Source organism: Streptomyces sp. NBC_00631, assembly GCF_045206895.1.
GTDB lineage: Bacteria > Actinomycetota > Actinomycetes > Streptomycetales > Streptomycetaceae > Streptomyces.
Map to the genome: position 1 here is coordinate 4,066,063 of NZ_CP107734.1, position 18,649 is coordinate 4,084,711.

Below are 18,649 nucleotides of genomic sequence, written 5' to 3' on the forward strand. Positions count from 1 at the left end.
CACCACCGGAGAAAGCCGCTTCATGATCGAATCAGCCAACGCCGAGGCGTGGACCACCTACGGCCGCCACCATCTCCAGCGAGGCACACCCCTGGCGGAGGTGGCGCGAATCGACTGGGGCCCCGGCGGCACCGGGCCGGGTACCGCGATCCTCGGCGACCTTGACGGCAGACGGGTGCTGGACCTGGGCTGCGGGCCTGCCCGGCACGCCGCCCACCTCGCCCGCGACCACGGCGCGCTCGTGGACGCCGTCGACTTCTCACCCACGCAGATCGAACGCGCCCACGCCCGTTACGACCGACTGCCCGGTCTGAACGTGGTGCTCGCGGACGCCGTCGAGCACCTGCACGCCGCGGCCCCGTACGACGTGATCTACTCCGTCCACTCCGTCCCCTACATCGACCCGCACCGGCTGCTGCCCGCCCTGAGCGCGGCGCTCAAGCCCGGCGGCAAGTTGTGCTTCACCGTCCTGCACACCAACTCCCACGGCGATGGCCCCTCGACCGCGCTCGTCCCCCGGCCGGAGTCCCTGCGGCTGGCCGACGGCCCGGAACTGACCGTCCAGATGTGGGTGCTCACGCCCGAGCTGTGGGAGGACCTTCTGGTCCAGTACGGGCTTCGGGTGGAACACATCACCGTCCTCGACGCCCCGGAGGAGGGCAACCACGCCTCCTACCGGCTCTTTGAGGTCCGGCGCCCCGTGCGCGTCACGTCCCGCCCGCGCACCACCCGGCCACCTGAAGCGCACGCAGCCCTCGGCGTCGGCATCATCCTGTCTGGGCCGGACGGTGTCCTGCTGGGCCGGCACCGCCGGCGCACGGTCGAGCTGCCCGGCGGCACGGTGGAGCCCGGCGAATCGCTGTCCGAGGCCGTCGTACGCGAACTCGCCGAGGAGACCGGCCTCACCGCCCTCCCGCAGAACGTACGCCTGCTCGGCACGCTCCTCGACCACGTCGGCGACGTCGTACGCATCACCGTGGCCGCCCTCGTCACCACCTGGCAGGGGAACCCCGCCGACCAGCCAGACGAGAGCGTGGGCGACTGGCGCTGGTGGCCACTGGACTCCCTGCCCTCCGGCCTGTTCGAGTGCAGCGCCCAAGTCCTGACCTCCTGGCGGCCCGACCTGCCCATCGACCACCCGCGCGCGCACTTCACCCCGTTCGCCGACACGACGGTCGCCGCAGAATGACGGTGGCAGACAGCAGCCCACCCCACCGCCTATCCCGCCACCCGTACCACCGCCTCCCACCCAGGCGGCACGTGCTCGTAGGCCACCCGCCCGCACGCCACGTCCGCTACCCCTCTCACTGATTCGGAGCCCGCATGACCTCTCCACCGCCCAGCGACCCCGCGCCGCACGGCACCGCCGTGCCGGCTGCCGCGTACGGCGCCTCCCGGGCCACCCTGTGGACCGGCGTGTCCGTGCTCGTCACCGACACGGCCGGCCGCGTCCTTCTCCAGCGCGTCACCTACCGAAAAACACGGCTCCTGCCCGGCGGCGGCGTGGACCCCAAGGAAGCCCCCGCCTTGGCCGCTGCTCGCGAGGTTCTGGAGGAACTGGGCATCCACCTGCCGATCAGCCGGACCCTGGCCGTGGACTGGGTCCCGCACACCACCCCCGGATACGACCCCGCCACGTTCCCCGGCGAGATCATCTACGTCTTCGATGGCGGCACCTGGGACAGCGAACAGATCGCCGCGATCCGCCCGCGTCCCGGCGAGATCGAGGCCGTTGACTTCGTCGACCCCGGCGAACTCCCCACGCTGATGGCGCCCGGGAACGCCCGCCGCGCGCTGGCCGCTCTCCACGCCCGCGCTATGGGCGGCGCGGTGGTGCTGGAAGACGGCTACCCGGTGACTCCGCCGCCACCTGCTCCCTGACCCGCCTGTAAGCGACCACGGCACCGACGCCTGGAACGCACGCACCGCCGCTGTCCGCGAGCTCGCCCCGGACATTCTGGGTGTCCAGGAAATCGTGGTCGATGCACCGAACACCCCGCGCAGGCAGTGGGATGCCGTAGCCGCCGATACCGTGGAGGCGTGTGCCGACGGCTGCGGACTGACCGCCGAGATCACCCCACGAGCCTGGTACACGGCCGTACTGTGCGGACGGTCGGCTGCGTCCCGGGCAGGTACCGCGCCCGCGGCGCTCGCCGTCCGCCACCGTGGGACCACGTCGCGACGATCCCGCTCGGTGCGGGCAGCTGAGGCCGCCGCTCAGTTCGCCGGGCGCTCTCCCGAATCCTGGCTAGCACCTTCTCCCCCCTGCGACCCGCGCCACCCCACCGGAGCCGTGGATCCCGGCGCGCCAGCCGGAGCCCAGCCCTGCCACGGTCAGTCCTCAGAGCCGAAACAGCCCACCAGGAAAACCGACGGACTGTCAGTAAGGACTGAGGTTAAGGCCAATACCTTAAGCCACTGGCATTGAGGTTAAGAAGAAGTTAAGGAGAGGTTAAGGAGTCGCCGCTTAATTTCGATCTTGGAATCCAGATTGTGAGATTATTGCGCCCGGGTGACCTTCACAACACTCCCGCCTATATGGATCATGCTTTCCACCTTGTACCATCACCGAACAGGCCGCGCCGACCAACCGCCGCATGCCTCAAGCACAAGCTCCCGACTACTAGCGCCCCGCGTATGAGTATCGGGATGAGACTGGCAGAGAACACCTCAGCGGCATTTCAATGGAGCGGCCATGCGTTGGCGTAGAGACCCTTCACGGCGCGCACTCGTGAAAGAATGCGAGAGACTACTCGCCGATCTCCCCATCCCCGCTCCTTTCAGTATCGAGGCGCTGGTGCGGAATATGGAGGGTGTGTCTGGTCGCCAGATTCGACTAGTGCCACTGGACGATCCCGACGGGGGCCTGGGCACAGCATGCGGTCTTCGAGTCAAAGCGCCAGAGTTCACAATCATTCTTTATCGCCGCCGTTCAAGTCGCAATCACACCGAGCACATCATTCTCCATGAGCTCGCGCACGAATGGCTGGACCACGGGACCTCCCTGACGGCTGCCGAGATCGAGCGATACATCCCTGAACGCATCCGCCAGGAAGTGGTTCTACGTTTCCCGTCGACTGTGGTCCAAGGGCGCGTAGATTTTGACAGTCCCGAGGAAAAGCAGGCGGAGATTTCAGCCTCATTGATAAAACGGTTGGCGCGTCGCCAGTCGACCACAGGGGATGACATGGTCAGTCTCCTGGAGTCTTCACTGGTTCACCCAGTTGCTCCACCGCGGCACCGACGGTAACCACGATTGGGTGGCGACCACCGAGGTACAATTATCGACCTCGCCACTTTCGCCGCACCGAATAGTCTTCCTACTGGCAATTAATGCTGCAGTCAGTCGCCCTTGCGGGTCGGCAAAACGTGCAGCCAGCGCAGATAGTCATTGGTTGCATGTTCGACTACTTTACATACCTAACTGCGGCAGTGATGACCGTAATCGCCGTATGGCGATTCCCTGCAGTTCGGTACGGTGACTCTCACCGCAGGGCGCTCTGGGGCGGCTATGCGGGATTCGCTGTCGCCCTGTGGCTCTACACGCCAGCAGTAATGGATGCGCTAGATCGTATTCCCGTGGTGGACCTGAGTGCCCTACTCAGGCACTTCGCTAGCACTGCATCGATCATCGCGGCCCTGACCTACGTCGCCACCAGCTACGGGAAAAGCTCGGAGACAGTCGTACCGCGGCACGTAGCGGTCTCCCGCTGGGTCGCCCGCGCATCGTACAAGGCTGGGGCGATAGGCGTCACTCTGCTCACGGTCCTATTTTTCACTGTGGTGGACCGCCCCACGCCGAGCCGAAATTTCCTCATCGACCACGCTGGAGAATGGGGAGTCGCGGTCTACATGACCGTCTTCTACTTCTTCCCACTTATCACGACCGCGATTTGCGGCTACCAGTGGACGAGGGCGGCGCGACAGGCCGAGAGCACAAGCATGCGTGTGGGACTGGGCTTGATGGGGATTTCGATGTGGATGGGGCTGGCCCATACATTGGCCCGTATCACCATCCTCTGGTCTGCGGTAGCCTTCCCACTAAGCCCATCCACAGTGCAGCTCCTCGTAGACGCCACATCAATATGGATGGATCTGCTGTTCCTCATCGTTGCCGTCGGTGCGAGCATTCCCACCACCAGCGCGGCGGCGGCCCAGTGGAAGACTTGGCGCACCCTCTACAAGACTTATCCACTCTGGTTTGACCTGGTGGAGGCTTTTCCTGGGACGAGCCTGTATCCGCCCGGACGGCGCCTCGTGGAACTCATGCACATTCGCGTCCCCGTAGATGTTCGCCTGGACCGATGGACCCAAGATATTGCTGACGCCTGCGAAAAGCTGCGCTACTACGCTCCACGAGACTTGATGTTCGCTGCCGAGGACATCACTGTTTCGCTCCCCGACCCCGAGCCGGCAGCGGAAGCGTACTGGATTAAGGCCGGACTCCAGGCCGCTGATACCATGCCAGCCAATCCGTACCCCGCTGCTACCTTGAGAGCGAAACCGTTCGTTGACACCGATAGTGAAGCGGCGTGGCTAGCACGGGTCAGCGCGGCCTACTCGCACATCACCACGGACCAAGCTCAGGAGCTTCTCCTGCACTGCACAGAGACGGAATCCGAACCAGGCAGGTAGCCTGCAATGAGCCTCACATGCTGATTTCGCAGTTCAGACCTCATTGCCCTTCGCTCATAACCATGCGACATAGCGATCTTGATGGCGTGTCGGCAAGTGAGATTTAGCACCATCTGCTGCATGAACTGAGCTGGTACCGTCGGTCACGCGGACTGATAGGTCTTGCTCCGCTACGTAAGGGGACCCGGCCCGCGACGCACAGATACTGCCGTCGCCACATGTAGCCGGGCCGTTACGCCGTCCGGTCTGGATAGGCGTCGAAATCTCAGCAATGGAGTTCCCGCATGTCCAACCGCTCCGGTCTTATCCTCGATTTCGGGGGCGTTCTTACCACCCCCCTACTGCCCGTGGTGCTCGCCTTCGAGCAGCGTGAGGGACTCCCGCAGGGTGCTTGCATCTCCGCGCTGTACAAGGACGAAGAGGGCGTCCGGCTCACCAGCGATCTTGAGCGCGGCGCGGTCAGTCAGACCGAGTGGAACACCATCGCGGGCAAGAAGCTCGGCGTCTCCCCCGACAACTTGATGGGCCGGATCTTCGGCAGTTTGCGTCCTGAGCCGCTGATGATCAATGCGGCTGCTGCTGCGAGGCGAGCCGGGATCAAGGTGGGCATCCTGTCCAACTCCGTAGGGCTCGCGCCTTGGGACCTGTACGACGGCTACGAGCTTGAGCGGCTGTACGACGTCGTGGTGATCTCCGAGCAGCACTTGCTGCGCAAGCCCGACCCCGAGCTCTTCGAGATCACACTCAAGCTCATGGCTCTGCCGGCCGAGGAGTGCATCTTCGTCGACGACACCGAGGGTTATGTTCGGGCAGCGGAGCGGCTCGGCCTCGCGGGGGTGCACAACCAGGACCCCCGGCAGACGGTGGCCACTCTCTCCGAGCTGCTCGGCGTAGACCTTACGGCGTCTTAGAGGTTGCGCGGATAGACACGCTGGAGGACGTCGACTGCGGAACGGGCACAGGCCGCAGTGATCATGGAGTTGTGACGCTCTGTGATCACTGGGGACCTGTGCCGCGCTGCCATCATGGCTGACTGAACCACTCTCGCGGTGCTCTTGCCCGAGCGGCCGGTGTACCACCTAGACCATCCGCTCGGCTGTCACCGCCGACGCATCAGCGACCGGATCATCTTCGACGAGATGCTGCAGCTGCTGCGCTTTTGCTCGTGTCGCACCTGGTGGACGTGATCTGGCGACGAGCGACGCGAGGAGCAGGCGCCGACCGAGGCCACCGCCCGCCTGGCGCGGGCCGAGCTGCCCCCGCCGCCTGGACTCGCTGGTCTTCACCACCCTGACCGGCCACTGCTCCGCCCACGGTGAGGCGAACGCAGAGGACGACGAAGACGACTGCCGTTCTCGAACCGGCGCTGGTCGGTCCTGGTGGGGAAGATCAGCAGAAGTCCGGCCAGCAGCAGGAACGCCCTCCCCGCGTACGCGCCCGGGGGCAGGACCGAAGACGGCTGCCGGGCCCTGTGCTCGTCAACGAGGGGGACACCGCCGGCGTACCGTGGTCGCCGATGCTGAAGCCCACGGTCGTCGTGACGACGTGTTCGTCGGCGAGCTTGGCCAGGGCCTAGTCAAGGCCGTGGCGGAACACGCGGGCGACCTGCCAGAGCCTGCCGGGCGGTTGGGTGCGGGCTGCCTGTTCGGCGGCGGTGGTCTCGGCCAGGACCTTCGCCCGCGTGACCGCGTTCCTGGCGCGGATCTCCTCCCGCTTCTTCTCCTTCAAGCCAGCAGAGCGGAAACGCCTCAGACATCCAAGCCCGCGAGGAGTGCTCGCCGACGGCGTCACTCCTCGTTTTCCACCTCTGGCAGCTTGTGCTTCAGCTCTCCGACGAGCTCGTTGATGTGGGCCATCATCTCGGCGGACAGACCCCTGCTGTTGCCTCGGGCAGCCAGGCCGAGGATCTGCCCTCGGTGAATCGAGCCCAGGAAGCGGAGTGCCTCCAGGAATTCGCGGGCCGCAGGGTCGACCTCGGCATCGTCCTGGAAGAGGGCCACGTCGACCTGGAGGGCCTGGGCTAGGCCGGCACGCACCATATGAGAAACCTCGGTTGTGGCACCCGCGCGAAGGGCGGCGATGCCGTCGGCGCTGACGGCCGCCATGCCCGCATGCTCATTGACGATCCGCGCAATTTCCTCATCAGAGGGCGCTTCCTGACCAACGTACCCATACTGCAGGAGATAGTTGATCTTCTCCCCGACCGTGCGAGGTGCGGACGCCTGCTCGTCACGCGAGCCCCTGGGGCGAAGCCCGAACGAGCAGTCCTGGGCGGCCAGCAATTCCTCTTTCGTCACCCCGTACGCCCGTGCGAGCGGCTGCACGTAAGCATCACTGAGCCGGCGCCGGCCGGATTCGGCGTTGCTCACTGGCACGCGGCTCGCGTCGATGATCGCAGCGGCCTGCGCCATGCTAAGGCCGGCATCGCAGCGCAGGAGCTGCAGGTCCGGCGGACCGTCGTGGGGGAAAAGGACATCAAGCGGCTGACCGAGCGCCGCTGCAATCGCGGGGAGCTTCTCACCCTTGGGGAAGTCCTGGCCGCTCTCCCATCGCGCGACTGTGGGGGGGCTGACGCCCACCATCTCGGCCAATTCCTTCTGATGGAGGTCCTTGCCCCGCCGGACAGCACGTACGCGGCTGCCGTCGAACTGACGTGGGGGCACATGAACTCCTGCAGGGTGGCGATCGAGCCCATGGGGGCGTCCTCTAGAGCAACTGTAGCCCAGGCTTGATACATCTACGCAACTGGCGTACGTTTCCGTATCGCACCCGCTGGCCGGCTCCGGCTCTCTACGGTGCGAGCCTCAGGAAGGACCCTCCATGCATGCCGCGCCGCCGTCGCCGCCTGCGCAATGCGCCGCCGGATTCGGCACCCAGCCGCCGCCGGCGACGGGGCCGTGGATGCGGGCCCACCCTCACCGATCCGCAGGGGTCCTGCCTGACATTCACAGTCGCCCAGTCCGGTGCCGAACACCCGACGGAGCGGGACGGAATAGTCCAATTCCCCGATGGCCCCACATTGTGAGAAATAGGGCGTGGGGGCAATGTGCGCACGCGAGCTATACACCGTACGAATTGCAGGCGCACCCGCGATCACCCGGCGGCCGGCGTGTCCGAGAGCAGAACAAGATGCCACCCGGCCGAGAGCGGCAACTCTCAGGTGGACAGGGCACGAGTCGACGCTTCCGGGCAAGCACAAAAGGGGGCTCCACCCGTCACTCTCTGCAACCAGTACAGAGTTTAAGAACCAACTCTGGATCTTGACACGGGTCCGTGCGTATGTTCGTCGTCCCCGGGCAGACTGCCCGGCACCACGGACGCAAGGAGCGCAGCAGCCATCGCCCGGTAGGTCCGCATACAGCGACGGCGTCCGAGAGCGGGAACTCCCGGACGCCGAACGCTAAATGGCATGTCCGCCCCGGCAAGGGCGGAGGTTGCCCACCATCACCACGCTGAGTCCTTCCTAGGGGCGCGTCAGCGTGGCAACACTGCAACGAGGAGTATCGCATGCCTCCTGCCCTGCGCAAAAGGCCCTTCTGCCTGGCCTGCGCGGCAGCCACCTCCGCCTCGGCGCCTCAGTGCCCCGAGCCGGAGCACACCATCCCTGCCTCGGCGGGCCGCCCGCCCCGCCTGCTCGTCGGGAGCGGCCGATGAGCAGCGAAGCCCGCGAGTGGGTGTGGGAGCACAGCTCCAGCAGGGGAACCGCGCGTCTGGTCCTGCTGTCGATCGCTGACCGGGTGGCCGACGAGCAGTGCGTCTCCTGGGCCTCGCTGTCGAGCCTGGCCAAGCGCACACGCGCCTCCGTCTCCACCGTGCGCGAAGCCATCGACCGCCTGGTCCGCGCCGGGGAGCTGGAGCAGCTCGACGACTTCACCGGCCCGCAGCGCAGCACCGTCTATCGCCTCCCCCTCGCCGCCAAGGCCGTGGCAGAGACCGCGGAGGACGAGGAACCCGACCAGGCGCCCGAGGCCACCCCGACGCTCCGGATCTCGGCCCTGCGACGGTGCGGAATCCGCCCCCGTGAGGTGCCGGAATCCCCCGCGAGGGCCCGGAAACCGGCAGTACCAGAAACCGGCAGGTCCCGACGGAAACCGGCACCTCGACGTACCGGAAACCGGCACAGCGATGTACCGGAAACCGGCACACAGAACCGTAGTGAACCGGATTTGAACCGTAGGTACAGCAGTGGTGGTGCTGCCGTCCTCTCGGCTGCCGAGTGGCAGGTCGACCCAGCCACCCACGCCTGGGCCCGCCAGCAGGGACACCTCGACCGCCTCGGCGAGCAGGGCCTGCAGGCAGCCGACGCGAAGTGGCGTGCCCACCGGGCCACCTTCAAGCCGAGGCCAGCGGATGCCTGGGCGGCCGACTGGCGCTCCTGGATCGCCCGAGAGCACGCCCCGGGTCGCCCGACCCTCTACGCCGTGCCCGGCAAGGGCCTCTCCGTGCCGGGCGGCATGACGCGGGCCGAGGCCCACACCGCTGCCCTTCTCGCTGCCCTGGACGAGCCGACCGGAACGGAGGGCTGACCGTGGACCGCCGCGAAATCGCCGCCCTGCTGGCCTACATCGGCCGACTCGACCCCCGCACCATCCGCACCGACCAGGGCGAGGCCCGCGACCAGCTCGCCCAGTGGCACGAGCTTCTCGGAGATGTGCCGATGGCTACCCCCCACGGGTGGGACGTCCGCGTCGCCGCCCGCCAGCACATCCGTAACTCGCCGTACCAGATCCTGCCCTCGGACGTGGCCCGGCCCTGGGAGAGCTACCGGCGCGACCGACTGGCGCGGCACTCCGATCCCACGCCGTCCGTCGACCCGGACGACCAGGCCGCCTGGACCGCTGAGCTGGTTGGCACCCGCCGCGCGGTCGCCGCCGGCACCGCGCAGCCCTCGCAGGCCCGGGCGATCACCAGCGGTCGCGACGGGATCGACCCGAAGCTGGAGGCGCGGCTGCGGGAGATCGGCTCCTGCATCCCGCCCGCGGCCCGAGCCGCCCTCGCGCCCTACCGGCCCGCGCGGGCAGCACGCGAAGCAGCCGTCGCGCAGGGGATGCCCGACGCCCTGAGCGTGCGCTGCGAGTGGTGCCTGGCCCAGCCCGGCGAGCCGTGCCGTCGCCGCCGGATCGGCCCGGACGACGGGGTACGTACCACTGCCCCGCGTGCCACCCCGCATCCCGGCCGCCTCGACCTCGCCGCCGCCCAGCAGGCCCAGCAGAACGATCAGGCTCAGCAGCCCGCCATGGCCTGACCGGCGCATGCGGCCCGTGCATTCCGTCCGATGCACCGCCTCCCAACTTCACCGTCCCGCCCCGGCCGCGGCGCACGCCCATGTGCCCGCAGCTGGCACCCGACGCCGCACCCGCCGAGCACACGACCCGGCCAGCAGACGCGGCAGCACATCGGAGATCGCCTTGCGCCACATCACCACCCACGACGCGCCGGCCACCGGCCTGCGCGGCATTGGAGACACCAGCTGGCACACCCGCGGAGCGTGCCACGGCATGGACGTCGAGGACGCCGACGCGGTGTTCTTCCCCGGCCCCCGGGATCACGAAGAGATCGCTGAGGCGAAGGAGCTGTGCGGCTGGTGCCCGGTGCGCCGCGACTGCCTCGACTTCGCCCTGGAGAACGTCCTCAAGGAGGGCATCTGGGGCGGCCTCACCGAAGCCGAGCGGCGCCCCTTGCACGAGGGACTGCCCCAGCGTCTCGACTACCGGCGCGTAACGGCCTTCTTCCAGGGGCGCGACGTGCATCTGACTGAGGCCGAGCGGCAGGTCGTCATCGACCACGCCTACGTGCGCGGCTGGCGGCCCGGCCGGCTCGCCTCCGCCCTGCAGATCAGCCACAAGCACGCCCGCGACCTGCTGCGGCAGGCCGCCAACAAGGTCTTCGACCGCGACCGCACCTACGGCGTTCCCCGCCCCAAGAAGAAGCGGAAGAAGACCACCGCGGCAGCAGGCAGTCCCGCGCCCGCTGCACCCGGCACACAGCAGCCAGTAGCCCGCCCGGCAGCGTCGACTCCGGCGTCCGCCTCTCTCGGAAAGGCCGCATGACCCACCCCGTCCTGTCCCTCAGCGCCGCTCCGGACCTCCCTCTCCTCCTCGCCGCCGTCGTGCCCGCCGCCCCCCTGCTGGTGCTGGTCGCCTGGACAATCCGGCGCCGAGGTCCGCGCCCGCAGAAACGTCTCGGCGGTCCGGCGGTCAAGGTCGCTGCTCTTGCCGCCCTCGGCTGCACCGCCTACAGCGCCGACACGAGCTGGCGCTTCGCCGCCGACTTCCTCGACATGGCCGGCACCGCCGAGCGAGCCGGAATGTTCGCCGCCGCCGAACTCGCTCTGTTCGCGACTGCGCTGATGGCACGCCAGAACCTCGCCGTCCAGGGCGCGCCCGGACTGCCGGGCACCCTGGTCTGGGTGATCACCGGAGTGCAGGTGATCCCCGCCTACGCCGAGAGCGGCCCCATCGGCGGCACGGTCCGAGCCTTCGTCGGACCGGTCATGGCAGCGATGCTGTGGCACCTCGCGATGGGGATCGAGCTGCGCCTGCGCACCCCGGGCGCCGCCTCACACGGACTGATCGCCGTTCTGGGCCGAGAGGCGCGCGAGCGGCTCCTGTCCCGCCTAGGCATCGCCGCGCGAGACCGCGACGCCGCGCAGATCACCCGGGACCGGGCCACTGCACGCGCGGTCGCCCTCGCCGCCCGCCTTGCCGAGCGCACACCCGAACAGCAGCGGAGCTGGCGCGGCCGGCGGCTAACGCGGCGCCTGTCGAAGGCGGTCGGCAGGGCCTCGGTCGGCACCGACCCCCTCCAGCGCGCGAACCTGCTCGACCAGCTCGCCGCCCGCCGGCACGCACTCGCGCTCGCTACGGTCCCGCTGCCCTCCCCCTGGTCCCAGGTGCAGAGCACCGCAACGGCAGCAACGGTCCCCTCGCAGTCGGCCTCCAAGGTGCCGGTCCCCGTAACCGGACCCCACGGTCCCGCCGAGTCGGACGAGGGCCCGGGACCGAGTGCCCCGAGGGGACCGGTCCCCGAAATCGCGGACTCGAAGGCATCGGCAGGCGCGGGGACCGAAGGCGAGAACGCGGGGACCGGCGTGGGGACCGAGGCCCCAGAAACAAGCGCGGTCCCGGGGGCCGGTCCCGCCAACCCGGAAGCCTCGGAGAGCGACCTCCGAAGCATGGGGACCGAGCGCCTGACGCGAGAAGTACCTGCTCAGGGCCCTGATTCGAGTCGGGGACCGAACGCCGCCGAGTCGGGGACCGAGCCCACCGGGGACCGGGGACCGACCGACACCGACACGGGGACCGAGCCCACCGGGGACCGGGGACCGACCGACACCGACACGGGGACCGAGCCCACCGGGGACCGGGGACCGACCGACACCGACACGGGGACCGAGCCCACCGGGGACCGGGGACCGACCGACACCGACACGGGGACCGAGCCCACCGGGGACCGGGGACCGACCGACACCGACACGGGGACCGAGCCCACCGGGGACCGGGGACCGACCGACACCGACACGGGGACCGAGCCCACCGGGGACCGGGGACCGACCGACACCGACACGGGGACCGAGCCCACCGGGGACCGGGGACACCAGGCCCCTCTCCGGCGGAAGGCGCTCACGAAGACCAGGACGAAGAACAAGGGGAAGCGCGGCCGGTCCCGCACCCCGCAGACACAGCGCCTGCCACGCGACCTGGAGCAGTCGATGGACCAGCTCGTCCAGCAGGTACGCCCCCACGTCCCCGCCCTGCTCGAACGGGACGGCAACGAGTCCCTCACCCGGGTCCAGCTGCGGGAGATCCTCCGCCGCGAGGGCCTGCAGGGCGGCCGGAACGACCGGCTGAGCCTCGTCCTCCAGGAACTGCGGAGCGACGACACCACAAAGACAAGGAGCACCGCCCGATGAGGACCTGCCACCAGTTCAACACCGTCCGTGCCGACTACGAGCGGGAGATCGGCTTCATGCTCGCCCACTCCAAGCGGCACGAGGGCAGGCCGGCGGCGAAGTCCAGCGCAAAGCAGGCTGCCTCGACGAAGCAGCGGATGGCCCGGGCGCTCAACAGCCACGTCGGGCGCTGCCCCGAGTGCGGCTGAACCGGCAAACCCCCAGCTCAGTGCCTCTATCCGCAATGGGTGGCCCGGCTCCTGCCGGGCCACCGCCCCGCTCCGGGAGACACCTAGTGAATTCGCGTCCGTCTCGCTCTTCCGAGCCCAAATCCGCCGAGGCCAGCGCTTGGGCGGACGTCCTGGTCCGCCGACGGCTCCTGCACGCTGCCGTCCTCACGCCGACCGGCCAGTGGCTCGTCCAGGACCACCCCGACGGACCCGTCCGCGTCCTCCTGGGACCGGCCGATCTCGTCACGCTGGCCGCAACCATCCAGTACCGCACCCGCACCATAAGGCCCGAAATCCGATGACGAACCCCACCCAAAACGGCACCACCCCGGAACCTGCTCGCGACTCCAACTCGGTCTCAGGGCGAGCAAGTTGGGGCGGAAGCGTAGCTTCCGCCAACCCCGCCCCCAAAGGGGACGGGGAGGACCTGCACCGGGGGGCGCAGGTCCATCAGGCTTCGACCGGGGGCGGATCGAAGCCGGGACAGGAGGAGAAGCCGACCGAGCGCCGCAGCCGCCGTGAGCGCGCTGTGCGCGCTCGTCAGCGTCCGCGTCAGCCGCGCGCCACGAAGCGCCTGCATCAGCCCAACACTCGTTTCAACGAAGAAGAGTTCGCGCTGATCAAGTCCGCCGCCAGCCGGTGCAACCTGTCCGTCGCCGGGTTCCTCGCCCGCGCCGCGCTCGCCGCAGCCCGTGACCTCGACCGCACGAGCGCCGAGATCGCCGACGAACGCGAAGTGATCACCGCCCTGTTCGACAGTCGCCGCAAGCTCGGCTGGGCCGGCAGCAACCTCAACCAGGCGGTGAAGGCCCTGAACTCCGGTGCCGAAACTCCCCAATTGGAAGCGGCGATCGCCGCCGTCCACCGTGCGGCCGAGAGCGTCCGCGACGCGTCCGCCCGCCTGATCGACCAGCGTGCCGCGTGATCCCCAGCGTCAACAACACCGGATCAGAGACCTTCGGTCTCCTCAAATACCTCTACGAGACCGGCAGGTACGAGGACCACACCGACCCCCATCTCGTCGCTTCCTTCGACGGCATGGCACCCGACCCCGGCCGTGACCCGAACGCCACCCTCAAGGACCTCCAGCAGCTCCTGGACCAGCCCGTGATGGCCCTGCCGAAGCACGCCCGCCCAGCCAAGCACGTATGGCACACCTCCGTACGCGCGACCGCGGACGACCGGATCCTGTCCGACGAGGAATGGGGTGAGATCGCCCGGCGGATCGTGGCCGCCACCGGCGTCGACCCCGGCGGTGGGCAGCCCGGCTGCCGCTGGGCAGCCGTACGCCACGCCGACGACCACATCCACATCGTCGCCACCCTGGTGTGCGAGGACGGCAGCCGCCCCGACGACTTCCGCTCCGGCAAACGCGCCCAGGCTGAGTGCCGCCTCATCGAGAAGGAACTCGGCCTCCACCAGGTCGCCCCCGGTGACGGCACCGCCGCCCAGCGGCCCACCAGCGCCGAACGGCACAAGGCCGAGCGCCAGGGTCGAGAGCGCACCGCCCGCGAGGAGCTGCGGGAGACGGTACGGCGCGCGGTGTCCGGTGCGAGGAGTGACGAGGAGTTCTTCGACCGGCTCGCCGCTGCCGGTCTCCTGATCCGTAAGCGTGCCGCGCCCTCCGGAGACCTCCTCGGATACAAGGTCGCTCTGCCCGATGACCTGAACAAGGACGGCGAGCCGGTGTTCTACCCCGGCGCGCGCCTGGCCCCCGACCTGTCGCTGCCCCGGATCCGGGAGCGCTGGTCCGGCGGCACCGGGGCCGAGCCGACTCCACGGCAAGAGGACACGGTCCGTACGGGGCCCGGCGCCCCGGCCTCCGCCCGCCGCGGGACGGCATCGGCCGCGTGGCAGGCCGTGCTCATCGTCGAGCACGGCGACGACGCGGTCGCCGCCGCCCACATCGCCGCCGCCGGCGAGGTCCTGGACGCGCTCGCGAAGACCTCCGCCGCACACACCCGCCGCGAACTGCGAGAAGCCGCAACAGCGTTCGAGCGGGCCTCCCGCTCCCACGTGCGCGCCGTACGCGGGCACGACCGCGCGCTGCGGCAAGCCGCCCGCGACCTCGTCCACGGAGGGCCCGCCCTCGGCCGTGGTGAGGACGGTGCCACCACCGCGATGGCGATCGACATGCTGTTCTTCCTCATCACCGCCGCCGCCCACTGGCACTCGAGAAAGGGCCATGCCCAGCAGGCCGAAGCCGCCGCCCAGGCGGCCGGGCATCTGCGCACCGCCTACCGGGCCGCCGCCGCTCAGCCGCTCGGCGTGCTCTACCAGCGAGGCCGACGTCTGAGCCGGCCGGTGCTCCAGCGGCAGACCGTGCTGCTGCGCGAAGCGCTGCCGGGGCTCGCCGAGCGGATCCTCGCCGAACCCGGCTGGTACGCCCTGGCCGCGACCATCACGGAAGCCGAAGCCGCCGGCCACGATCCCGCCGCTCTTCTGTCCGCTGCGGTCGGGCGTCGTGAACTCGGCACCGCGGAGTCGGTGAGCGACGTGCTGGTGTGGCGGATGCGGCGGACGGCCGATCTGCCCGCCGACGCCTCGCCCCTGTCCGAGAGCGGCACCGCTGGGGTCCAGTCCGCAACGCGCAGGACGGCCACCCAGACTTCCGCGCCCGGCCGCCGCCGCAGCGGGGAGGAGACATCGGGCAAGACCCGGTGAGCCCTGCCAGCCGGGGTGCAGCCTCAGCGCACGACCAGGAGCAGGCGGACCGCCACCGCCCCGTTCGCGACCCAGCATGACCGTACGCCACCGCATTGTGGGTCACGGGCGCTGCGCACACTCAGGAGGAACGCAAGGGCGCAGGTGCGGCGACTCGAGCCAGTTGGCGACGCGAAGTTGGGCGGTCGAAGCCGACGTGGCGTGTTCGGGCACGCCGAGGGGACATCACTCATCCGCTCGGAGACACGCGCCGTGCCCACTCGTCATCCGCGCCCCCCAGGAGGCGGAAAACGCGTGAAGACCTGCCCGAAGGCGACTGTGGACTTTGTGAATTGAAACCGCCAGGGGCGTAAGGCACGATCATGAAGCGAGCAGGACGAGGCACAGGAGGACGCCAGGGTGTTTCAGCGAATACGCCGCCGGGCCAAGGAGCCCAGCGCGGAACAGCGCCGGTTCTTCGAGCTGTCGGCGCGGCTGCAGAACGAGGTCCCGCCCGGGATCGGGGTGCCGCCGGCCGAGCCGGAACACATCGAGCCGACCGCGGTGGTGGACGACTTCCTTCCGCCGGAGTTGCGGGTACCCAGCCACGATCAGGTCGACGGCACCATGATGCCGTGGAAGCAGCCGCTCGTCCTCGACGGCGAGATGGTCGCCTGCGCCGAGTGCGGCGCGTACCGGGACTGGCTCATCCTCTCCACCCGCGACCAGATCTGGCTGCGGTGCCGGGTCGGCCACCAGCAGCAGGAAACCCGCCTCGACACCGCCTGGTTCAACCGGAACCGCGGACCGGCGGACGCGACGCACGCCACGTTCGAGGAATGCCTGCGCCACCTCGGGCACTGACCTCCACTCCTACGACCCCACCGGGCCCGCGGGCCCGCACTGACCACCCGTCGCCTAGCACCAAGGGGTCAGTTCCGTCATGCGCGTTCGCGTCTCCACCACCGTCCTCGGCATCACCGCCGCCCTCCTCGCCGTGTCCGCCTGCTCCACCGACACCACCGGCGCCCAGCACGCCACCGCCGCCTCCGCTCGGACCGGGTCGCCGGCCGACACAACCCAGGCTGCTCCGCTGACGTCGGCCGCGCTGGAGACGCGCCTGCTCGACCAGCGCGACCTCGGCAGCGGCTACCTGCGCAAGCCGGAGCGCCCCTCCCAGCACGACGACGTCACCGTCATCGGCTGCCCGGCCCTGAGCGAACTGGGCGGCGACGCGGCCACCGGCGCCACGCTCACCTTCCCCCGCAAAGCGAAGACGGCCTTCACCTACGGCGGCAGCTCCTCGGAGTTCTCCGAGGAGTTGTACAGCGACGGCGCGACCAAGCTCTCCGACGGCATCGGCCGGATCTTCGACGCCATGACCGGCTGCCCGAACTATCAGGTCGTCGCGGGCGGCACCCCGATCGACATCGCTTCGCAGAAGCTGCCCGCGCCCCACGGCCTCGGTGACGAGCAGTGGAGCCAGCTCCTGACGTTCTCCGCCGACGGACGGAGCACCGTGGTCAAGCAGACCGCGATCCGCGACGGCAGCCTGCTGCTGATCGTCTCCGGCTCCCCGGCCCTCGTCGACCGCCACCTCGACAAGGCCCTCACCAAGGCCACGGCAGCCAGCTGACCGGCCCCGACACACTGCTGCCCCCGACCAGGACGGTCGGGGGCAGCAGTGCTGTGCTGAGCTTGTTCCGCTTTGACGGACACCATCAGTGCGGTGGTCAGGCTGCGGTTCCGTACATCCAGCGGCGAACCACGGTGTAACCGTCAGGAAGCTCGTTCCCCGTCAACTCCCTATACCTCGCCTTGGCCTCTTCGCTGGCGTGCTGACCGGGAGGGAGCCTTCGGAGGAAGGGGTCGCGGTCAGGGGCAGGCGAGGACTGGCGAGGCTGCTCCGTAGCTTCATCGTCGGAGGCCGGTTCGTAATCCGCGATGTCCTCGACCTCATGCCGTGTGGAGCCCTGCCTTGCGAGGTAAGCGACCACGGCCAGACTTACGCTCAGAGTCACGCCGCCGATGACGCGGATCTTCGGCTTGTGCTTCGCGTACCAGCTCTTCGACTTCTCGTCAGAGGGCGCGGGCTCGCCGTCTGCGGGAGTGTGTTCACCAGGCGTGGAGTCGTCCATGTGCACACATCTATCGGACCCAGCCGCTATCTGTCAGGCAATCAACCGACATCACCCGATCCGCTTCGATACACCGAGCAGACCCCCGCTTCACCGGACTTCCCCGCCTTGGGGCCGGAGACGATCACCGGTGCCGAGCAGGCCCGACACCCTGTACTCGTCGCCCCGGTCCGCGTCCTCCGACTCGATGGCTCGCCCGAACCCCGGAGGGAAATACCAGAAACCCGGCCCCTGTTCGGGGACCGGGTTTCTTCCGTCTGGCTGAGGTGCGCCGTCGATGGCTAGGCCGGCGCCCGCAGCAGTCGCTCCCGGGTGGCCTCGGGCAGCACCCGGCGCAGGACCGGTGCGGTCGAGCTGAGGGAAGTGGCAAAAGCTGCCACGAGGTCGTGCGGGGCGCTGGCCCCAAAGGATGCCGCCCACAGACAGGGGGCGCCGAGCGCGGGCTCGGCCCATGCCTGCCATCCGACTGGTCCTGGCTCGTCGACCTCGGTCGTCAGGGTGCGCGGGTCGGCGTCCTGGATGAGGGGCGGTACCTCGCCGAGGCTGATGTGCGAGGTGAACGTCGGGTCCGTCGCTGCCGCGTCGGGCTGGTCGATGTCGCGGAGCCAGCCGTGTGCGGCTACGGCGTCGAGGACCAGTTCGGGTCCGGCGAACGGCACGGCGGGCTGGTCTCGGGCGTCGAGCGCGACGAGGAAGTCGGCCACAGCCTCGCCTGGGACGTCGGTGGTGAAGTAGCACGACCAAGACGCGAGCGGGCTGCTGGTATCCGCGCGGGCGGAGATCTGCCAGGCGATCGGCAGGTCTCCCAGGTGGAACGGCTCGTCCGCCAGGCTCCACTGCGCCCATCGGAGGGTGTCGGAGCTGATGTGCAGAACGGTGCTGCGCAGGACCTGGCGGTCCTGGGGTTCCTCGTCCGGCTCATGACGTCCGCGGACAATCGTCAGGCTCGTCCAGCCCAGACCGGAGAGCGTGTCGGCAACACCGTCGTAGAGGCACCCGTCGTCACCGGCCAGATGCCGGGGGCCGACCCAGAACGCGGGCTGGCCGCCGGGCGGAATGGACGGGTCGGGCGGGAAGTCGGGGTACAGGGGCGCCTCCAAGGGGTCGGTGCG

Annotated in this window: 17 protein-coding genes and 1 pseudogene; 14 read left to right on the forward strand and 4 right to left on the reverse strand. The window is 69.2% G+C overall.

The annotated features are described in order from the left end of the window. Nucleotides 1-22 precede the first annotated feature (22 nt). The 5 genes and pseudogenes from OHB00_RS18560 to OHB00_RS18580 all read left to right on the forward strand — a co-directional run. Nucleotides 23-1,189 (forward strand): bifunctional class I SAM-dependent methyltransferase/NUDIX hydrolase, encoded by a 1,167-nt coding sequence (locus OHB00_RS18560; protein WP_406436007.1) that lies wholly within the window; start codon nucleotides 23-25, stop codon nucleotides 1,187-1,189. A gap of 134 nt (nucleotides 1,190-1,323) precedes the next feature. Next, on the forward strand, nucleotides 1,324-1,881 hold the full coding sequence (locus tag OHB00_RS18565; protein ID WP_406436008.1) for an NUDIX domain-containing protein: 558 nt from the start codon (nucleotides 1,324-1,326) through the stop codon (nucleotides 1,879-1,881). A gap of 1,518 nt (nucleotides 1,882-3,399) precedes the next feature. Further along, nucleotides 3,400-4,635: an MAB_1171c family putative transporter gene (locus OHB00_RS18570; RefSeq protein WP_406436009.1), complete on the forward strand. Its 1,236-nt coding sequence runs from the start codon at nucleotides 3,400-3,402 to the stop codon at nucleotides 4,633-4,635. A 284-nt stretch (nucleotides 4,636-4,919) separates the two neighbouring features. Then, entirely contained in the window at nucleotides 4,920-5,546 is a 627-nt protein-coding gene (locus OHB00_RS18575; RefSeq protein ID WP_406436010.1) for an HAD-IA family hydrolase, read from the forward strand. A gap of 88 nt (nucleotides 5,547-5,634) precedes the next feature. Next, a pseudogene (locus OHB00_RS18580) lies at nucleotides 5,635-5,801 on the forward strand (IS5/IS1182 family transposase); the annotation flags it as partial. Between the two features lie 406 nt (nucleotides 5,802-6,207). On the opposite strand, the gene OHB00_RS18585 reads toward OHB00_RS18580, so the two are convergent. After that, nucleotides 6,208-6,363 carry a hypothetical protein gene (locus tag OHB00_RS18585; RefSeq protein ID WP_406436011.1) on the reverse strand — a complete coding sequence of 52 codons (156 nt, stop codon included), beginning with the start codon at nucleotides 6,361-6,363 and terminating at the stop codon, nucleotides 6,208-6,210. Between the two features lie 59 nt (nucleotides 6,364-6,422). Continuing rightward, nucleotides 6,423-7,298, reverse strand: a complete 876-nt coding sequence (locus tag OHB00_RS18590; RefSeq protein ID WP_406436012.1) for a helix-turn-helix domain-containing protein — start codon at nucleotides 7,296-7,298, stop codon at nucleotides 6,423-6,425. Nucleotides 7,299-8,285: 987 nt separating this feature from the next. On the opposite strand from OHB00_RS18590, the gene OHB00_RS18595 reads away from it, so the two are divergent. From OHB00_RS18595 to OHB00_RS18635, 9 genes are all read left to right on the forward strand, one after another. Beyond that, complete coding sequence (locus OHB00_RS18595) at nucleotides 8,286-9,161, forward strand: helix-turn-helix domain-containing protein (RefSeq protein ID WP_406436013.1); 876 nt, start codon at nucleotides 8,286-8,288, stop codon at nucleotides 9,159-9,161. A 2-nt stretch (nucleotides 9,162-9,163) separates the two neighbouring features. After that, complete coding sequence (locus OHB00_RS18600; RefSeq protein ID WP_406436014.1) at nucleotides 9,164-9,880, forward strand: hypothetical protein; 717 nt, start codon at nucleotides 9,164-9,166, stop codon at nucleotides 9,878-9,880. A gap of 163 nt (nucleotides 9,881-10,043) precedes the next feature. Then, nucleotides 10,044-10,685, forward strand: a complete 642-nt coding sequence (locus OHB00_RS18605; protein ID WP_406436015.1) for a WhiB family transcriptional regulator — start codon at nucleotides 10,044-10,046, stop codon at nucleotides 10,683-10,685. After that, nucleotides 10,682-12,547 carry a hypothetical protein gene (locus OHB00_RS18610; RefSeq protein WP_406436016.1) on the forward strand — a complete coding sequence of 622 codons (1,866 nt, stop codon included), beginning with the start codon at nucleotides 10,682-10,684 and terminating at the stop codon, nucleotides 12,545-12,547. The genes OHB00_RS18605 and OHB00_RS18610 overlap by 4 nt, the downstream gene beginning before the upstream one ends. Further along, a complete protein-coding gene (locus tag OHB00_RS18615) occupies nucleotides 12,544-12,735 on the forward strand; it encodes a hypothetical protein (RefSeq protein WP_406436017.1) in 192 nt (63 codons plus the stop codon). The genes OHB00_RS18610 and OHB00_RS18615 overlap by 4 nt, the downstream gene beginning before the upstream one ends. Nucleotides 12,736-13,054: 319 nt before the next feature. Beyond that, nucleotides 13,055-13,681 carry a plasmid mobilization protein gene (locus OHB00_RS18620; RefSeq protein ID WP_406436018.1) on the forward strand — a complete coding sequence of 209 codons (627 nt, stop codon included), beginning with the start codon at nucleotides 13,055-13,057 and terminating at the stop codon, nucleotides 13,679-13,681. Beyond that, nucleotides 13,678-15,420, forward strand: coding sequence for a relaxase/mobilization nuclease domain-containing protein (locus OHB00_RS18625; RefSeq protein ID WP_406436019.1), 1,743 nt, complete (start codon nucleotides 13,678-13,680; stop codon nucleotides 15,418-15,420). The genes OHB00_RS18620 and OHB00_RS18625 overlap by 4 nt, the downstream gene beginning before the upstream one ends. Nucleotides 15,421-15,819: 399 nt before the next feature. Further along, on the forward strand, nucleotides 15,820-16,263 hold the full coding sequence (locus tag OHB00_RS18630) for a hypothetical protein (RefSeq protein WP_406436020.1): 444 nt from the start codon (nucleotides 15,820-15,822) through the stop codon (nucleotides 16,261-16,263). 79 nt (nucleotides 16,264-16,342) lie between these two features. After that, entirely contained in the window at nucleotides 16,343-17,035 is a 693-nt protein-coding gene (locus OHB00_RS18635) for a hypothetical protein (RefSeq protein WP_406436021.1), read from the forward strand. 97 nt (nucleotides 17,036-17,132) lie between these two features. Here OHB00_RS18635 and OHB00_RS18640 read toward each other — a convergent pair whose 3' ends face one another. Both OHB00_RS18640 and OHB00_RS18645 read right to left on the reverse strand, forming a co-directional pair. Next, the gene (locus OHB00_RS18640) at nucleotides 17,133-17,537 is read right to left on the reverse strand and encodes a hypothetical protein (RefSeq protein WP_406436022.1); all 405 of its coding nucleotides are present in this window, start codon (nucleotides 17,535-17,537) and stop codon (nucleotides 17,133-17,135) included. A 281-nt stretch (nucleotides 17,538-17,818) separates the two neighbouring features. After that, complete coding sequence (locus OHB00_RS18645; protein ID WP_406436023.1) at nucleotides 17,819-18,637, reverse strand: DUF317 domain-containing protein; 819 nt, start codon at nucleotides 18,635-18,637, stop codon at nucleotides 17,819-17,821. Between the last annotated feature and the right edge of the window lie 12 nt (nucleotides 18,638-18,649).